Here is a 17,859-nt window from a genome sequence, read left to right as displayed (position 1 = left end):
CCGTGATTATTTACGCACGAATCGTATCGTCACCGAAGCCGATCCACTTGTACGTGGTCAGCGCTTCGAGTCCCATCGGACCGCGCGCGTGCAGTTTTTGCGTACTGACCGCCACTTCTGCGCCCAAACCAAACTGTCCACCGTCGGTGAAGCGGGTGGAGGCATTCACATACACCGCGGAGGAATCCACTTCGTTCACGAAGCGATCGGCATTGCGCAGCGTACGCGTCAGGATCGCGTCCGAATGTTGGGTGCCGTGTTCACGAATGTGCGCAATGGCGTCGTCGAGATCCGCAACCACTTTCACGTTCAGATCCAGCGACAGGAATTCGTCGTCGTACTGCTCCGGGTTGACGGGAACGACGTTAGCCGGGCTATCTTTAAGCAGCGCGAGCACGTTAGCATCGGCGTGCAGCGTCACGCCGCTCTCTGCCATCTGCTTGCTCAGAGCTGGCAGGAAGGTGTTCGCAATATCCTGATGCACCAGCAGCGTTTCTACCGTATTACAGGTGCTTGGACGTTGGGTTTTTGCGTTCACGATAATCTTCAGCGCCGGTTCAATCTCCGCACTGTCGTCGACCACGATATGGCACACGCCGATACCGCCGGTGATCACCGGAATGGTCGACTGCTCGCGGCAGAGTTTGTGCAGGCCTGCGCCACCGCGTGGGATCAGCATGTCGATGTATTTGTCCATGCGCAGCATTTCGTTGACCAGCGCGCGGTCCGGGCTCTCGATCGCCTGTACGGCCCCCGCCGGTAAGCCACACTCTTCGAGCGCCTGCTGAATGACTTTCACCGTCGCGGCGTTGGTGCGCCATGTCTCTTTTCCACCGCGCAGAATAGCGGCGTTACCGGTTTTCAGGCACAGAGAGGCGACGTCAACGGTGACGTTTGGGCGGGCTTCGTAAATGACGCCGATCACGCCGAGCGGCACGCGGCGGCGCTCAAGACGTAAACCGCTGTCGAGCAGCCCACCATCAATGACCTGCCCTACCGGATCGGCCAGATTACAGACCTGACGGACATCGTCGGCAATGCCTTTCAGGCGTGCCGGCGTCAGCGCCAGACGGTCAAGCATCGCTTCGCTCAAACCGTTGCGACGGGCTTCCAGCAGATCCTGCTCGTTGGCGAGCAAAATTTCCTGGGACTGTGATTCCAGATAATCAGCGATTTTTTCCAGCACACGGTTTTTCTCGCGGCTGGAAAGGAGCGCCAGTTTGTAAGAGGCGGCCTTCGCGGCTGCGCCCATTTGTTCCAGCATATTCTGGCTCCTTAACGAATAATCATGTCATCGCGATGTACGGCAACCGGGCCATACTCGTAGCCAAGAATGGCATCGATTTGCTGCGAATGGTGGCCCGCGATGCGGCGCAGCGCGTCGCTGTTATAGCGGCTTACGCCGTGGGCGATGTCGCGGCCTTCAAGGCTACGGATGCGGATCACTTCACCACGGGAGAAGTTGCCTGTCACGCTTTTAATTCCTTTAGGAAGTAATGAACTCCCTCGTTCCAGAATCGCGGCAGTGGCCCCTTCATCGACGACGAGTTCGCCAGCAGGAGGCGCACCAAATATCCAGCGTTTGCGGTTTTCCAGCGGGGATTCCTGAGCGTGGAAGCGGGTGCCGACAGAGATGCCTTCCATCACGTCACCAATCACGCCCGGACGGCTGCCCGCAGCAATAATGGTGTCGATACCGGCACGGCACGCGACGTCGGCGGCCTGCAGCTTGGTGCCCATTCCACCGGTTCCGAGACCTGAAACGCTGTCACCGGCGATGGCGCGCAGGGCATCGTCAATGCCGTGAACATCGGTGATCAGTTCGGCTTCCGGGTTAGAACGCGGGTCGGCGGTGAACAGCCCCTGCTGATCGGTCAGAAGCAGGAGTTTATCGGCACCTGCCAGAATCGCCGCCAGCGCAGAGAGGTTATCGTTATCACCCACTTTAATTTCAGCGGTGGCCACGGCGTCGTTTTCATTAATAACCGGAACAATATTGTTATCCAGCAGCGCACGCAGCGTATCGCGCGCGTTCAGGAAACGCTCTCTGTCTTCCATATCCGCACGCGTCAGCAGCATCTGTCCGACGTGAATACCATAGATAGAGAACAACTGCTCCCAGAGTTGAATGAGTCGGCTTTGTCCCACGGCGGCCAGCAGCTGTTTAGAGGCTATCGTCGCGGGGAGTTCGGGGTAACCCAGATGTTCGCGCCCGGCGGCAATCGCCCCGGAGGTCACGATAACAATACGATGCCCTGCGGCATGCAGCTGAGCGCACTGACGTACAAGCTCAACAATGTGGGCGCGATTAAGGCGGCGCGATCCGCCTGTTAACACACTGGTACCGAGTTTTACCACCAGCGTCTGGCTGTCACTCATGATTCTCTGCCGTTCAACGATAAGGGAAAATGATGTCGAACGAACGTTTTAACAGGACTCAGCCCCGTTGCCAACTGCCTTAGCACAAAGCAAAACACTTTGTTGCGCGGGATCAGGAAGCGTAGCGGCTGATTTTGACAAATTTATTACTGAAAAATTAAAACATACTTTTTTAAACATATTCTTAAATTGTCATAAAACGTTCACCCGCGGACGATAAAACCCTTCCTGTTTTTTCACGGAACATAAGCGTCGGCTTAGCGTTCAGCGAATATTAGCGCGTATATAAAACTCAGGAATGAAAATGAAAAAGAGCACTCTGGCATTAGTGGTAATGGGCGTTGTGGCTTCCGCATCTGTTCACGCAGCAGAGGTTTATAATAAGAACGGTAATAAACTGGACGTGTACGGCAAAGTAAAAGCAATGCACTACCTCAGTGATGATGACGCTAAAGACGGTGACCAGACTTACGTGCGTTTCGGCTTTAAAGGTGAAACGCAGATTAACGATCAGCTGACGGGCTATGGCCGTTGGGAAGCAGAATTTGCCGGAAACAAAGCAGAGAGCGACTCTTCTCAGAAAACACGTCTGGCGTTTGCCGGTCTTAAATTAAAAGACTTTGGTTCTCTGGACTACGGTCGTAACCTGGGGGCGCTGTATGACGTCGCATCCTACACCGATATGTTCCCTGAGTTCGGCGGCGACGGTCTGGCGCAAACCGACAACTTCATGACTAAGCGTGCCTCCGGTCTTGCCACCTATCGTAACACCGACTTCTTTGGCGTGGTGGACGGTCTGGATATGACCCTGCAATACCAGGGCAAAAATGAAAACCGCGATGTGAAAAAGCAGAACGGGGATGGCTTCGGTACGTCTCTGAGCTATGACTTCGGCGGCAGCGATTTCTCTGTCATTGGTGCTTATGCTAACTCCGATCGCACCAACGAGCAGAACCTGCTGACGCGCGGTGAAGGTAAAAAAGCCGAAGGCTGGGCAACCGGTCTGAAATATGATGCCAATGATATTTATCTGGCTACTATCTATTCCGAAACCCGCAATATGGCCCCAATCTCCGGTGGTTTCGCGAATAAAGCGCAAAACTTCGAAGTGGTTGCGCAATATCAGTTTGACTTTGGCCTGCGTCCATCCGTTGGCTATGTTCAATCTAAAGGCAAAGACATCGAAGGCATTGGCGACGAAGATATCGTGAAATATATCGACGTAGGCGCAACCTATTATTTCAACAAAAACATGTCTGCATTTGTTGATTATAAAATCAACCAGATTGATGACGACAATAAACTGGGCGTGAGCAGCGACGATATCGTCGCGCTGGGTATGACGTACCAGTTCTGATTTTGTGGAAATAAAAAAACCGGCTTGATGCCGGTTTTTTTTATTGCCCGGTGGCGCTACGCTTACCGGGCCTACGGGATAGTGCATTTTGTAGGCCGGGTAAGGCAAAGCCGCCACCCGGCACTGTGGTATCATCAGGCGGTCAGCTTAACCGCCTCGCTGGAAAAATCATCCGCAGGCTCCAGCTTCAGATCCAGCGTTGCCAGCAGCGCGCTAGCCTTGCCGAGATACTCTTTCAGCGTATGTTCCAGGCGGTCGATCACTTCCTGATCTTTAATAGGTGCCGCTTGCCAGTAACCGTCTTTGTTAAACAGGCCAAACTGGTAGCTGTAGGTAAAGCGTTTTTCCTCTGCTTCCATTTCCATCCACCAGCCCCAGAATTCACGTTTTTCGGGTGCAGGCTTCACGTTGACGCAAACAGCCAGGCAGTCGAAAAAAAAGCGATTCTCTTCACACTGCTCTTCTCGAATATACGGGCCAAGAGCCATGAACTTCTTGATCAGTCTACTTTTCGGATGTCCACTCGGTAACGTCATTGCGATCTCCTTTTGTGAAGCCACTGTTTTACCAAACCATCAAAATTTAGCAATCTATTAACACAATCTCTGCGCGATCCAGCGTGTAATCTCTTTTAACGCCTTGTCAAAATTCTGATACACCGGGCTGAATGGCACTTCAAGCAACTTGCCATCCGAAGATGACGACGTGATTAAGCGAGACTCTTCTTCCGGACTGAACGGATCGTTTTTCCAGAAACCTGACAGCATCGGCGTTGGGCAGCGGCGTCCCAGCAACCCCTGCGTTTTTAACGAGTAACGATTGAGCTCAACGCGCAGCGCTTCGTCTGATGCATCATGCATGCCAAGACGACTGGCCAGCACATCAAGGTACATCTCCGGCACGCTGCCCTGACGGGCAGGATCGCTGAGCAGCGCGTGAACCACCGGGCCCAGGCAGGCCACAGCCTTCAGGCGCGAAGATTCAAGATAGGCCAGACGCACCGCAACGTTCGCCCCAAATCGGAAGCCAAAAGCCGCCACGCGGGTATGGTCAACCCAGGGAATATTCTCCAGTGCTTTAAGCGCATGCTGGTGCAGCAGGCTCGAGTCCTGAGTCAATTTCCACTTCGACGAGAAGCCAATAGAAGGCATGTCGAGCGTCAGCATCGCAATCCCTTTTGGTGCAAAGTAGCGCTCAAACAGGCTGTAATAATCAATTTGCAGGGAATCCAGCCCACCGCACATCAGTACGGTCGGGAACGGGCCTTCGCCTTCCGGCATATGCAGGAACCCGGTGACGGGTGCGCCACCAGGAATGCTGAACTCAAGCTCGCGCATCTGGCCCGGCAAACGCTGCGCCGCCTCTTCATAAGCTCGGTTCGCCAGCGCCTGGGCCTGCTCCGCCAGTTCATCACCTTTCAGATGTGGATACGCGGCAATGGCGTAGAGATTGGCCGCATGCAGCCAGTGCTTGCCGCTGCGCGTGGCATCCTCTTCCTGGCTGGCTTTTTGCTGCCAGAGCATCGCCTGCTTCGACCATTCATAGATCCAGTTGCCGCCGCGATAGCCCACCACCGTATCGTAAAGCTCGCTGTCGGTCCGTTCAGATTCGCTCATGACGATACGCGCCTGCACGTCAAGGATTTCACGCGGATCGATACCGCGCCAGATCCACATCAGGCGGTTAATCATGCGATACCAGTGGGGCACGTTTTTACCGTCTAACGCAGACTGGACGGCAGGCATGGTCCCCGGATTAAACCGACGCACCAGCGTCGACGTTTCAGGGTGTTTGAAACGGGGTTTAAAGAGAGTTTCGGTGAGATTCGCCTGCGTCATTGCGTTGCCTCCATGGATACGTCATATAACGACCATTGTAACGCGTGGCAGGATAAAAAGAACAACGCCCGGCATTGCCGGGCGTGTAAAGTTACGTACTGGGATTAACGGCCTGAAATAGGCGGTACGAAGACCACGCCCATATCCCATGGCTGTTCAATCCAGGTATCCTGCGGGATATCAATCACGTAATCGTCAACCAGTGGGCGACCCGCCGGTTTTGCGAAGATCGTGACGAAGTGCGCTTTTGGATACATTTCACGGATAGCCACCGCGGTACCACCGGTATCGACCAGATCGTCAATAACGATGAAGCCTTCACCGTCGCCTTCCGCGCGTTTCAGCACGGTCAGCTCGCGCTGGTTGTCGTGGTCATAGCTGGAGATACATACGGTATCGACATGACGAATACCCAGCTCACGTGCCAACAGCGCCCCCGGTACCAGACCGCCGCGGCTAACGGCAATAATGCCTTTCCACTGCTCGGAAGGCATCAGACGCGCAGCCAGTTTGCGTGCGTGAATCTGCAACATGTCCCAGGTGACGACGTATTTTTCGCTCATGTGAAGTGTCCCAGCCTGTTTATATACGGCTTAAAAAGTGTTCGAGGGGGAAATAGGTTGCGCGAGATTATAGAGATCTGACGCACTAAAAACCAGTGTTTAGCGCCCCGAGCCTGAGTTTTTACATGCTTTATGCTACCCGCCGTCGGAGAAAGTGGTATTCTCAGATGCATCTCGCAAGCCTGTCTTGTGGTAACTATTAACCTGCTAACCCTGTGACCTGCAACCCAGTTTGCAGCGCATCGACAAGGAGACTTATCGTGTCTGAACTGTCTCAATTATCTCCACAACCGCTGTGGGATATTTTTGCCAAAATCTGTTCCATTCCACACCCTTCCTACCATGAAGAACAGCTTGCCGAACACATTATGGGGTGGGCGAAGGAAAAAGGTCTGCACGCCGAGCGCGACCAGGTTGGCAACATTCTGATCCGCAAGCCTGCCACCGCAGGCATGGAAAACCGTAAACCGGTTGTGCTGCAGGCGCACCTGGACATGGTTCCGCAGAAAAACAACGATACCGTTCACGACTTCACTAAAGACCCGATTCAACCGTACATCGACGGCGAGTGGGTGAAAGCGCGCGGCACCACCCTGGGCGCGGATAACGGCATCGGTATGGCCTCTGCGCTGGCGGTGCTGGCCGACGACAGCGTTGAGCACGGTCCACTGGAAGTGCTGCTGACCATGACCGAAGAAGCGGGCATGGACGGTGCGTTCGGTCTGCAGGCCAACTGGCTGCAGGCGGATATCCTGATCAACACCGACTCCGAAGAAGAAGGCGAGATCTACATGGGCTGCGCGGGCGGGATTGATTTCATTTCTACCCTGCCGCTGTCTCGTGAAGCGATTCCCGCAGGCTACCAGACCTTCAAGCTGACGCTGAAAGGGCTGAAAGGCGGCCACTCCGGCGGTGATATTCATCTGGGTCTCGGCAATGCCAATAAACTGCTGGCACGCTTCCTGGCGGGTCACGCGGCCGAGCTGGATCTGCATCTGGTCGATTTCAACGGCGGTACGCTGCGTAACGCGATCCCACGTGAAGCCTTCGCCACCGTAGCAGTACCCGCGGCAAAAGCAGACGAGCTGAAAAAGCTCTCCAGCGTTTATCTTGATATCCTGAAAAACGAACTTTCTGAGAAAGAGAAGAACCTGACCGTAGTGCTGGAATCCGTGACCACGGATAAAGCCGCCCTGACCGCGCAGTCTCGCGACACCTTCGTTCAGCTGCTGAATGCGACGCCAAACGGCGTGATCCGCAACTCTGACGTCGCGAAAGGCGTGGTGGAAACCTCCCTGAACGTGGGCGTGGTGACCATGGGCGACGACAGCGCAGAGATCATCTGCCTGATCCGTTCCCTGATCGACAGCGGTAAAGAGTACGTAGTGAGCATGCTGGAGTCTCTGGGCACGCTGGCGGGCGCAAAAACCTCCGCGAAAGGCAGCTACCCGGGCTGGCAGCCGGACGCAAGCTCTCCGGTCATGGCACTGGTGCGTGAAACATACCAGCGTCTGTTCAACAGCACCCCGAACATTCAGGTTATCCACGCCGGTCTGGAATGCGGTCTGTTCAAGAAGCCGTATCCTGACATGGACATGGTGTCTATCGGGCCAACCATCACCGGTCCGCACTCGCCGGATGAGCAGGTTCATATCGAAAGCGTCGGTCACTACTGGACGCTGCTGACTGAACTGCTGAAAGCGATTCCTGCTAAGTAATACCCTCACCCCAGCCCTCTCCCACAGGGAGAGCGTGAAAAACATAGGCCCGGTAAGCGTAGCGCACCGGGCTTTTTTACAATCCCAATACCAGCTGTCGTTCCAGCTGCGGGTCCAGCAGCGTGACGTGCAATCCCACCAGCCTCACCCCTCGCCCGCCCCGGCGCTCTTCCCATGCCTTTTTTGCGGTCGCAATCAGATCGTCTTTATTCAGACGCGGCCAGACGTGTTCCTGCGTGGTCTGCTGGAAATCGTTGAATTTTAGCTTGATGCCCTGACGGGCGATCAGCAGGTCCGGCTTCACCTTGGTTAAGCGTCGCTCCAGCTCAGGGTAAAGCTGTTCCGTGATAATGGCCTCGCACTCGGACCAGTCATGAATATCTTCAATGAGGGTGCGCTCAACGCCGACGGATTTCCGTAGCCGTTCGCTGTTCACATCGCGATCGTCAATGCCCTGGCTGCGCTCCCACAGCACGCGACCAAACTTTCCAAAGCGCTTAAGCAGCATGGCGAGATCGCTTCGCTGCACGTCTTCGCAGGTCCGTAGCCCCATGCTTTCAAGCTTTGCGGCAGAGACTTTCCCCACGCCGGGTATTTTGCCAAGCGGTAGCGTTTTCAAAAATGCAGGCACCTCTTCAGGGGTGATGACGTACTGGCCGTTCGGTTTATTTAAATCTGAAGCAATTTTGGCGAGGAATTTCACGGGCGCGACGCCCGCCGATGCGGTCAGGTTCAGCTCGTTGAATATCGTCTGGCGGATCTCCTGGGCCATCAGCGTGGCGGATCCGTGGCAATGCACGCTGTCGGTCACATCCAGATAGGCTTCGTCCAGCGACAGCGGTTCTATCAGTGAGGTGTAGCGGGAGAAGATTTCCCGAATATGAATTGAGGCCTCTTTATAAGCATCAAACCGACCGGGCAGGAGCGTGAGATGAGGGCAAAGCTTTAAGGCCATCGCAGTCGGCATGGCGCTGCGCACGCCAAATTTGCGCGCGGGATAGTTGGCGGTGCTGATCACACCGCGCTGCACGCGGCTGCCGCCAATGGCGATGGGAATATCCCGCAGCGCCGGGTTGTCACGCATCTCCACTGCGGCAAAAAAGCAGTCCATATCGACATGGATTATTTTGCGCATAGTAAGCCCTCACTCATCACTGGATAAGTATACAGTAAATAAATGAGGATTGAGAAGCAGATGTGAAAACGCCGGGTGGCGGCTTTGCCTTACCCGGCTCACATACACTTAAATGATACGCTGCTGCTCGCGGGCCATTCTTTTTTTCCGCGCATCGCACGGTTCCGGGCAGTCGCACACCTTTTCCATCCCAAGGGATGAAATACCGCCACAGCTGCCCTGAATGCTTTTACGCTTGATGATCCAGCCTAACGACATGCCGAGCACCACCAGCACAAAGACGGCAAAGGTCGCCAGAAACGTCAGCATCATCAGCCTCCAAAATCATCAAGCATGATGTTCTCATCTTCAACGCCAAGATCTTTAAGCATCTTAATCACGGCGGCGTTCATCATCGGCGGACCACACATATAGAACTCGCAGTCTTCCGGTGCCGGGTGCTGTTTGAGGTAGTTTTCATACAGCACGTTGTGGATGAAGCCCGTATAGCCCGTCCAGTTATCTTCCGGCTGAGGATCGGAAAGCGCCACGTGGAAGGTAAAGTTAGGGTTCTCACGCGCCAGCTGTTCAAACTCATCGTCGTAGAACATCTCGCGCAGGGAGCGTGCCCCGTACCAGAAGCTGATTTTACGCTTGCTGCTTAGACGTTTGAGCTGGTCAAAGATGTGCGAGCGCATCGGGGCCATACCGGCACCGCCGCCGATAAAGACCATTTCCGCGTCGGTATCTTTGGCAAAGAACTCACCGAACGGACCGGAGATCGTCACTTTGTCGCCTGGCTTAAGGGACCAGATATACGACGACATCACGCCCGGAGGTGCATTCGGCACATTCGGCGGCGGCGTGGCGATACGCACGTTGAGCATGATAATGCCCTTCTCTTCCGGATAGTTAGCCATGGAGTAAGCGCGCAACGTCGGCTCTTTTACTTCGGAAACAAAGCGGAAGAGATTGAATTTGTCCCAGTCGGCCCGATACTCCTCGGGCACGTCGAAGTCGGCATACGCCACGGTGTGCGCCGGACAATCAATCTGGATATACCCGCCCGCGCGGAACGGAACGCTCTCCCCTTCAGGGACACGCAGCTTAAGCTCTTTAATGAACGTGGCTTTGTTATCGTTAGAGATAACTTCGCACTCCCATTTTTTGACGCCGAAGATCTCTTCTGGCAGCTCAATCTTCATGTTCTGGCGCACCGCGACCTGGCAGGCGAGACGGCAGCCCTCTTTCGCTTCACGCTTCGTGATATGCGACAGTTCAGTAGGCAGGATATCACCGCCGCCCTCTTTCACCGTCACACGGCACTGCCCGCATGAACCACCGCCGCCGCAGGCTGACGAGACAAAGATCCCATTGCCCGAGAGCGTATTGAGCAGTTTGTCCCCTGCCGGGGTACGGATCTGATTTTGCGGGTCATCGTTGATATCAATAATGACATCACCGGCGTTCACCAGCTTCGCACGCGCCGCCAGAATCAGCCCTGACAGCACCAGAACAATCAGCGTGAACATCACCACGCCAAGAATAATTTCCATCTGTTAGCCCTTATAGCTGCACACCGGAGAAGGACATAAAGCCCAACGCCATCAGGCCGGTGGTGATAAAGGTGATCCCTAAGCCGCGCAGACCCGCAGGCACGTTGGCATATTTCATTTTTTCGCGGATCCCCGCCATGGTCACAATCGCCAGCATCCAGCCGATGCCGGAACCGAAGCCATAGACCACGGATTCGCTGAAGTTGTAATCGCGCTGAACCATAAACGAGACGCCGCCGAAGATGGCGCAGTTCACCGCGATAAGCGGCAGGAAGATCCCCAGCGCGTTGTACAGCGACGGGAAATACTTATCGAGGATCATCTCAAGGATTTGCACCAGCGCCGCGATCACGCCGATAAAGGTGATGAAGTTGAGGAAGCTGAGATCGACCCCTTCCACCAGCGCGCCGTCCCGCAGCACGAAGTTGAACACCAGGTTGTTAATCGGAACCGAAAGCCCCAACACAACGGTGACCGCCACGCCCAGGCCAAATGCCGTGGAGACCTTTTTAGACACGGCAAGAAATGTACACATGCCGAGGAAAAACGCGAGCGCCATGTTTTCAACAAACACCGCGCGCACAAATAAACTCAGGTAATGAGCCATTGTCGGTTACTCCTTTTCCTGCTGTTCAGGCTTCAACGTACGAATCAGCCAGATCAGCAAACCGATAATGAAAAATGCGCTTGGCGCGAGCAGGAACAAGCCGTTCGGCAGATACCAGCCGCCGTTCTGCACCGTGTCCAGCACCGTGATGCCAAACAGCTTGCCGCTGCCAATCAGCTCGCGCAGGAACCCTACCGTCAGGAGGATCACGCCGTAGCCGAGGCCGTTGCCGATACCGTCCATAAAACTCGCGAGTGGCGGCATCTTCATGGCGTAAGCCTCTGCGCGGCCCATCACGATACAGTTGGTGATAATCAACCCGACAAACACCGAAAGCTGTTTTGATGTTTCGTAGGCAAAAGCGCGCAGCAGTTGATCGACCACGATCACCAGCGAGGCGATGATCGCCATCTGCACGATGATCCTCACGCTGTTGGGGATGTGGTGGCGGATCATCGAGATAAACATGCTGGAAAACGCCGTAACCAGCGTGACCGCCAGCGTCATCACCACCGCCGTTTCCAGCTTGGTCGTCACCGCCAGGGCTGAGCAGACACCCAGCACCTGCAGCGTGATCGGGTTATTGGCGAGCAGCGGGCCAATGAGCACCTTTTTGACTTCTTTCAGTTCACCCGTATCAGCCATTATTCAGCGCTCCTTCACGTACGTTTTTCAGGAAAGGACCAAAGCCAAGTTCGCCCATCCAGAAATCAAAACTGTGCTGCACCCCGTTTGAGGTGAGCGTCGCCCCTGAAAGGCCGTCAACGGCGAATTCATCCCCGGGACGCGCCCCCCCTTTCACCACTCTCAGAGCAGGCTGGCCGTTATCGTCGAGCACTTTTTTGCCGACAAACTGCGCGCGCCAGTTAGGGTTTTCCACTTCGCCACCCAGCCCCGGCGTTTCGCCCTGATCGTAATAGGTAATGCCTTTGACCGTGCGGCCATCGGTATCCAGTGCCACAAAGGCGTACATCATTGACCACAGCCCGTTACCGTAGATTGGCAAAACCACTTCCTGCACGCGCTGTTGTTCGTCACGCACCAGGTAGATCTCCGCAATGTTGCTGCGGCGCTTTATACCTGCCGGATCCTGCGATGCGTCAAGCACGGTGCTCATCTGCGGATCTTTCAGCGCCAGCGCCTGGTTATACTTCGCCGGGTCTTTATCCATCAGCTCACCGGTTTTTAGATCCACCAGCCGCGCGGTAATACGTTCGGCAAACACGTCTGCGACGTCGTCCTTCGTCATGCCTTTCTGCATCAGCCCGGCCACGGCGAGAATGTTACGCTGTTTATCCAGCGCGCGTTGCTCCTGCTGCAGCGGTTTTAACCCCACGGCAGACCCCGCAACCACAATGGAACAGACCAGACACAGTACCAGCACCACCAGCAGCGTTTTGCTGATGCTGTCGTTATTTTTAACCTCAGCCACGCGCCTTCCTCCGCTTAATGTTGGCACGCACGACCAGATAGTCGAACAGCGGTGCAAACAGGTTGGCAAACAGAATGGCCAACATCATCCCTTCCGGATAGGCCGGGTTGACCACGCGAATCAGGACACACATCACGCCGATCAGCACGCCGTAGCTCCATTTACCCTTATCGGTAAACGACGCCGAGACGGGATCGGTCGCCATGAACATCATGCCAAACGCAAAGCCTCCCAGCACCAGGTGCCAGTACCACGGCATGGAGAACATCGGGTTAGTGCTTGAACCAATGAGATTGAACAGCGTGGCGGTAAGCACCATGCCGAGCATGACGCCTGCGACGATGCGCCAGGAGGCCACACGACCAAACAGAATGATTGCGCCACCAAGCAAAATCATCAGCGTAGAGACTTCCCCGATGGAACCCGGAATGTTGCCTATAAAGGCATCGAACCAGGTGACCGGCTGGCCGGTAGCATTGTTAACCAACGTTTCGCCGCCGCCTGCCGCCCACTGGGAAAGCGGCGTCGCGCCGGAGAAACCGTCGGCTGCCGTCCACACCAGGTCGCCGGAGATCTGTGCCGGGTAAGCAAAGAACAGGAACGCGCGCCCCGCCAGCGCCGGGTTGAGGAAGTTACGCCCGGTGCCGCCGAAGATCTCTTTGGCAATCACCACGCCGAAACTGATGCCCAGCGCCGCCTGCCAGAGCGGCAGCGTCGGGGGAACAATCAGGGCAAACAGAATAGAGGTCACGAAGAAGCCTTCGTTGATCTCATGTTTGCGAATAATGGCAAACAGCACTTCCCAGAAGCCGCCCACGATAAAGACCGTGATATAGATTGGCAGGAAGAAGACCGCGCCCAGCGTCATCATACTCAGCCAGCCCGCGTCGGCCGCAAAGCTTACCCCCAGCGACTGCGCCAGGCGGTAATGCCAGTCGGACTGGATCACCTGCGCCAGTTGCTGTGCATCGTACATGTGGTGCAGTGCCGGAATGGTCTGCAAGCCGACGTTGTACATGCCCCAGAACATGGCCGGGAAGACCGCAAACCACACCAGGATCATCATTCGCTTGAGATCGATGGCGTCGCGCACGTGCGCCGCCCCTTTCGTCACCAGCCCCGGCGTGTAGAAAATGGTCGTTGTCGCTTCATACAGCGGGTAGTACTTTTTGAGCTTCCCTTCGGTAAAGTGCGGCTCAATTTTTTCAAAGAGGTGTTTTAAGCCCATCGTTATCCTTCCTGCTCAATGCGGGTTAACACCTCGCGCAATACGGGTCCGTATTCGTATTTGCCTGGACACACATAGGTACAGAGCGCCAGATCTTCTTCGTCCAGCTCCAGGCAGCCCAGCGCCTGCGCACCGTCGGTATCGCCAGCGAGGAGATCGCGCAGCAGCACGGTAGGCAGAATATCCAGCGGCATCACGCGCTCGTAGTTACCAATGGGTACCATCGCACGCTCACCGCCGTGGGTGCTGGTGGAGAAGTTGAAAAGCTTATGGCGCAGGAAGTGACCCAGCGTGGTGCGGGTTACGGAGTATTTTTCTGCACCAGGCAGAACCCAGCCGAACAGCTCTTTCTCACGCCCTTCCTGAACGATGCTCACCTGCAGATGGAAGCGCCCCAGATAAGCCTGCGCGCCAACGGCATGACGGCCACTGAGTACTGAACCGGAAATCAGGCGGTTTTCACCCGCTTTTGTTTCATCGGTCAGCAGCTCATTGATATCTGCACCTTGTAGCGTCTTCACCAGACGTGGGTTTGTCGCCTGCGGTCCACCAATGGCGATCGTGCGTTCTGCACACAGCTCACCCGTGGTAAAGAGCATACCTATGGCAATCACGTCCTGATAATTCAGATGCCAGACCTGTTTTGCCAGACTCACCGGTTCAAGGAAATGGATGTGTGTGCCAACCAGCCCCGCCGGATGCGGGCCAGCAAATTCATTAAACGTTACCTGCCCCTGCGGATGGCCGCCCAGCTTGCCGCCGCTCGCCTGGCAGACATGGACCTTCCCGGGCGTCAGACGCGTTAAAAGGGTCAACCCGGCATCAAACGCCTTGCGATGCGCCAGGATAATAGGCTGCGGATCCGCACTGAGCGGATTGGTGTCGATGGCGGTAACGAAAATAGCCGCCGGTACGGTTCCCGGAACCGGTGACTTGCTAAAGGGGCGGGTGCGAAATGACGTCCACAACCCCGACGCCAGCAGCTGCGCCTGCACGGATTCGCGGCTGAGTGTCGCGAGGTCGGCCACATCAAAACGCGCAAACTCGCGCTGCTCATCGCCTTCAAGACGGATCACAACGGATTGCAGCACGCGGCGTTCACCGCGATGAATCGCCACAACGGTGCCGCTGGCCGGGGCCGTAAACAAGACGCCCGGATTTTTTTTATCCTCGAAGAGCGCCTGGCCTTTTATGACGCGATCGCCCTCTTGCACCAGCATCGCCGGGCGCATCCCCACATAATCGTCGCCCAAAATAGCGACATGGCGAACGCTGGCCCCTTGTGCGACATGCTGATCGGGCACACCGGAAATAGGCAGATCAAGTCCTTTTCTTATTCTAAACATGTAGTTAGCAGGTATCCATGAACAACAATCCAGAGGGGGTGAAGTGTACCATTTTCGTCCCTGAGGGGGCAGAAGATCCGCCTCCTGGCGTGCCAAAATGCGAGCTATTACGCAAAGTTCCTGGAGTCAGGGCGATTTGAATGGGTTATAAAGTAAAACTAATTTGTAAACACAAAGGTTGGCTCTTGCGAAAATCTTTATCGGTGCTAATGTGAGCGCTCCTGTCCAGATTAATCTGATTTCGGGTCTCTTTTGCCGTCCTGGCAATTTGGTCATGGTTTTATCAAGGAACTAGTAGTATGCGTAAAATCGCATTGTTCATTGCGATGCTTCTGATGCCGTGCATGTCGTTTGCCGGACTGCTCAGCAGTAATAGCTCAACGACACCGGTTAGCAAAGAATATAAACAACAGCTGATGGGATCCCCGGTTTATATTCAAATCTTCAAGGAAGAACGCACTCTCGATCTGTTTGTGAAAATGGGCGAGACATATCAGCTGCTTGATAGTTACAAAATTTGTAACTACTCCGGTGGTCTGGGGCCAAAACAGCGTCAGGGCGATTTCAAAAGTCCGGAAGGGTTTTACAATGTTCAGCGTAGTCAGCTAAAACCTGACAGCCGCTTCTATAAAGCCATTAACATTGGCTTCCCGAATGCCTATGACCGTGCACACGGTTATGAAGGTAAATACCTGATGATCCACGGTGCCTGCGTGTCTGTCGGCTGTTATGCGATGACCGACTCCGGCATTGATGAGATTTTCCAGTTCGTCACGGGCGCGCTGGTCTTTGGGCAGCCTAACGTACAGGTCAGCATCTATCCGTTCCGCATGACGGACGCCAACATGGCGCGTCATAAGTACTCCTACTACGCGGATTTCTGGAAACAGCTGAAGCCAGGTTACGACTACTTTGAGCAGACCCGCAAGCCACCGGTGGTCTCTATCGTCGATGGTCGTTACGTGGTCAGCAAGCCGCTGAGCCACGAAGTCGTCCACCCGCAGCTGGCGTCAAATTACACGGTCCCCGAGACAAAATAGCACCCACTCGCCTGGCATAATCTTTTGCCAGGTTTCGTTGCCCGTCAGCGGCTGCGTTGCGATAACAGTGACCACATCGTTCGGTGTGGTCTCCTTCTGAAAGTCTATCTCCACATCCTGATCGAGCAGCGTCGCAACGCCAAACGGCGCGCGGCGGGTGATCCAGAACAGATTCGTTGAGCAGAACGCCATCACATAGCGCCCGTCAGAAAGCAGCATGTTGAACACGCCTTTTTCACGCAGTTCAGACGCCAGCGTCGCGATATATTTGAACACGGCGGCCATGTTGCCGGGCGTGCGCGGATAGCGCTCCGTCAGCTTGTGCAGCAGCCAGCAGAAGGCTTTTTCGCTGTCCGTTTCGCCGACCGGGCGGAAGTTGCCCGTCTCCAGCGACTTATAGCCCGTAAGCTGCCCGTTGTGCGCGTAGGTCCAGTTACGGCCCCACAGTTCACGGGTAAACGGATGGGTATTTTCCAGCGCCACTTCGCCGCGGTTTGCCTGACGAATGTGGGCGATCACCGAGCGGGACTTGATGGGGTAGTCCTGCACCAGTTTGGCAATCGGTGAGTTGAAGCTGGGCTGTGGATCTTTGAACGTGCGACACCCTTTGCCTTCGTAGAAGGTGATGCCCCAGCCGTCTTTATGCGGCCCGGTTCCTCCACCGCGCTGAACCAGCCCGGTGAAACTAAAGCAGATATCGGTTGGCACATTAGCGCTCATCCCGAGCAGTTCGCACATACAACACCTCCACAAAACGCCTTAACGCGGGAAGGCGTAATTATTGCAGCCAGTTTGGATTCGGACAGCGCGCAGAAACCGGAGCGTACACGTAGTACGTGAGGATTTCGAGCACTGCCCGGATTCAAAATGGCAAATAAAATAGCCTTCTTACTTAACCATCTCTTTTTCGATCAGTTGGATCAGGATATGGATCACTTTGATGTGAATTTCCTGAATACGGTCAGCATAACCGAAGTGCGGAACGCGGATTTCAACGTCCGCTGTACCGTCCATCTTACCGCCATCTTTACCTGTCAGGGTGATGACTTTCATCCCTTTTTCACGCGCGGCGGCGATCGCTTTGATCACGTTACCGGAGTTGCCAGAGGTCGAAATCCCCAGCAGCACGTCGCCTTCACGGCCTACCGCTTCAACGTAGCGGGAGAAGATGTGGTCGTAACCGAAGTCGTTGCCTACGCAGGAGATGTGGCTCACGTCGGAAATCGCAATCGCCGGGTAGCCCGGACGGTTTTCGCGATAGCGTCCGGTCAGCTCTTCGGCGAAGTGCATGGCGTCACAGTGGGAGCCACCGTTACCGCAGGAGAGCACTTTGCCACCGGCTTTGAAGCTGTCGGCCAGCAGGACCGCTGCGCGCTGAATAGCGTGAATATTGGCATCATCTTTCAGAAAGTTCGCCAGCGTTTCCGCCGCTTCGTTCAGTTCGTTACGAATAAGATCCTGGTACATGAGGATAATCCTTCAGTATTGATGAAATAACACAGTGGAGTGTACCGGATAGCGTCAAAAGCGAGAAGCTAAAGCCATGCGAATCGTCCGGCGTTTTGTTTTTTCGTGCCGACGAAAACGCGAACAATGTGAACCAGGTTGTAATTATTTTGTAAACACATTGCTAAAGGAATTTACATCAACTACAACCATATCATCACAAGTGGTCAGACCT

At 55.1% G+C, this 17,859-nt stretch carries 18 protein-coding genes; 3 read left to right on the top strand and 15 right to left on the bottom strand.

Annotated elements, in window-relative coordinates:
* Positions 1-10 precede the first annotated feature (10 nt).
* Complete coding sequence (gene proA, locus HV355_RS19225; RefSeq protein ID WP_182403059.1) at positions 11-1,264, bottom strand: glutamate-5-semialdehyde dehydrogenase; 1,254 nt, start codon at positions 1,262-1,264, stop codon at positions 11-13.
* 11 nt (positions 1,265-1,275) lie between these two features.
* Positions 1,276-2,379, bottom strand: a complete 1,104-nt coding sequence (proB, locus tag HV355_RS19220) for a glutamate 5-kinase (protein WP_089598125.1) — start codon at positions 2,377-2,379, stop codon at positions 1,276-1,278.
* Between the two features lie 304 nt (positions 2,380-2,683).
* Here proB and phoE point away from each other — a divergent pair, with 304 nt between their 5' ends.
* Positions 2,684-3,736, top strand: coding sequence for a phosphoporin PhoE (gene phoE, locus HV355_RS19215; RefSeq protein WP_010427906.1), 1,053 nt, complete (start codon positions 2,684-2,686; stop codon positions 3,734-3,736).
* 134 nt (positions 3,737-3,870) lie between these two features.
* Here phoE and crl read toward each other — a convergent pair whose 3' ends face one another.
* The 3 genes from crl to gpt form a co-directional block, all read right to left on the bottom strand.
* Positions 3,871-4,272: a sigma factor-binding protein Crl gene (gene crl, locus HV355_RS19210; RefSeq protein WP_010427905.1), complete on the bottom strand. Its 402-nt coding sequence runs from the start codon at positions 4,270-4,272 to the stop codon at positions 3,871-3,873.
* A gap of 57 nt (positions 4,273-4,329) precedes the next feature.
* The gene (gene frsA, locus HV355_RS19205) at positions 4,330-5,574 is read right to left on the bottom strand and encodes an esterase FrsA (protein WP_089598126.1); all 1,245 of its coding nucleotides are present in this window, start codon (positions 5,572-5,574) and stop codon (positions 4,330-4,332) included.
* 104 nt (positions 5,575-5,678) lie between these two features.
* On the bottom strand, positions 5,679-6,137 hold the full coding sequence (gene gpt / locus HV355_RS19200) for a xanthine phosphoribosyltransferase (protein WP_010427903.1): 459 nt from the start codon (positions 6,135-6,137) through the stop codon (positions 5,679-5,681).
* A gap of 260 nt (positions 6,138-6,397) precedes the next feature.
* On the opposite strand from gpt, the gene pepD reads away from it, so the two are divergent.
* A complete protein-coding gene (gene pepD, locus HV355_RS19195; RefSeq protein ID WP_182403058.1) occupies positions 6,398-7,855 on the top strand; it encodes a cytosol nonspecific dipeptidase in 1,458 nt (485 codons plus the stop codon).
* 76 nt (positions 7,856-7,931) lie between these two features.
* Here pepD and dinB read toward each other — a convergent pair whose 3' ends face one another.
* From dinB to HV355_RS19155, 8 genes are all read right to left on the bottom strand, one after another.
* Entirely contained in the window at positions 7,932-8,990 is a 1,059-nt protein-coding gene (gene dinB / locus HV355_RS19190; RefSeq protein ID WP_010427901.1) for a DNA polymerase IV, read from the bottom strand.
* 108 nt (positions 8,991-9,098) lie between these two features.
* Positions 9,099-9,299, bottom strand: a complete 201-nt coding sequence (nqrM, locus tag HV355_RS19185; RefSeq protein WP_029484987.1) for a (Na+)-NQR maturation NqrM — start codon at positions 9,297-9,299, stop codon at positions 9,099-9,101.
* Between the two features lie 2 nt (positions 9,300-9,301).
* The gene (gene nqrF / locus HV355_RS19180) at positions 9,302-10,525 is read right to left on the bottom strand and encodes an NADH:ubiquinone reductase (Na(+)-transporting) subunit F (RefSeq protein WP_089598130.1); all 1,224 of its coding nucleotides are present in this window, start codon (positions 10,523-10,525) and stop codon (positions 9,302-9,304) included.
* Between the two features lie 10 nt (positions 10,526-10,535).
* Positions 10,536-11,132 carry an NADH:ubiquinone reductase (Na(+)-transporting) subunit E gene (nqrE, locus tag HV355_RS19175; protein WP_003863217.1) on the bottom strand — a complete coding sequence of 199 codons (597 nt, stop codon included), beginning with the start codon at positions 11,130-11,132 and terminating at the stop codon, positions 10,536-10,538.
* Positions 11,133-11,138: 6 nt separating this feature from the next.
* Positions 11,139-11,777: an NADH:ubiquinone reductase (Na(+)-transporting) subunit D gene (locus HV355_RS19170; protein WP_014882676.1), complete on the bottom strand. Its 639-nt coding sequence runs from the start codon at positions 11,775-11,777 to the stop codon at positions 11,139-11,141.
* Complete coding sequence (locus HV355_RS19165) at positions 11,770-12,564, bottom strand: Na(+)-translocating NADH-quinone reductase subunit C (RefSeq protein ID WP_182403057.1); 795 nt, start codon at positions 12,562-12,564, stop codon at positions 11,770-11,772. The genes HV355_RS19170 and HV355_RS19165 overlap by 8 nt, the downstream gene beginning before the upstream one ends.
* Positions 12,557-13,792 (bottom strand): NADH:ubiquinone reductase (Na(+)-transporting) subunit B, encoded by a 1,236-nt coding sequence (locus tag HV355_RS19160; protein WP_120159506.1) that lies wholly within the window; start codon positions 13,790-13,792, stop codon positions 12,557-12,559. The genes HV355_RS19165 and HV355_RS19160 overlap by 8 nt, the downstream gene beginning before the upstream one ends.
* Before the next feature lie 2 nt (positions 13,793-13,794).
* A complete protein-coding gene (locus HV355_RS19155; protein ID WP_182403056.1) occupies positions 13,795-15,138 on the bottom strand; it encodes a Na(+)-translocating NADH-quinone reductase subunit A in 1,344 nt (447 codons plus the stop codon).
* A 299-nt stretch (positions 15,139-15,437) separates the two neighbouring features.
* Here HV355_RS19155 and dpaA point away from each other — a divergent pair, with 299 nt between their 5' ends.
* A complete protein-coding gene (gene dpaA, locus HV355_RS19150; RefSeq protein ID WP_174340776.1) occupies positions 15,438-16,178 on the top strand; it encodes a peptidoglycan meso-diaminopimelic acid protein amidase in 741 nt (246 codons plus the stop codon).
* On the opposite strand, the gene HV355_RS19145 is transcribed toward dpaA, so the two are convergent.
* Both HV355_RS19145 and lpcA read right to left on the bottom strand, forming a co-directional pair.
* Positions 16,149-16,916 (bottom strand): class II glutamine amidotransferase, encoded by a 768-nt coding sequence (locus HV355_RS19145; RefSeq protein WP_010427885.1) that lies wholly within the window; start codon positions 16,914-16,916, stop codon positions 16,149-16,151. The two genes, dpaA and HV355_RS19145, sit on opposite strands and share 30 nt — an antisense overlap.
* 150 nt (positions 16,917-17,066) lie before the next feature.
* Positions 17,067-17,645, bottom strand: a complete 579-nt coding sequence (lpcA, locus tag HV355_RS19140; protein WP_010427884.1) for a D-sedoheptulose 7-phosphate isomerase — start codon at positions 17,643-17,645, stop codon at positions 17,067-17,069.
* Positions 17,646-17,859 lie beyond the last annotated feature (214 nt).

The sequence above is a fragment of the Enterobacter sp. RHBSTW-01064 genome (genome assembly GCF_014103035.1).
Taxonomy (GTDB): Bacteria; Pseudomonadota; Gammaproteobacteria; order Enterobacterales; family Enterobacteriaceae; genus Enterobacter; species Enterobacter mori.
The sequence above is the reverse complement of the archived record's forward strand: the minus strand, read 5'-3'. Positions and strand labels throughout refer to the sequence as shown.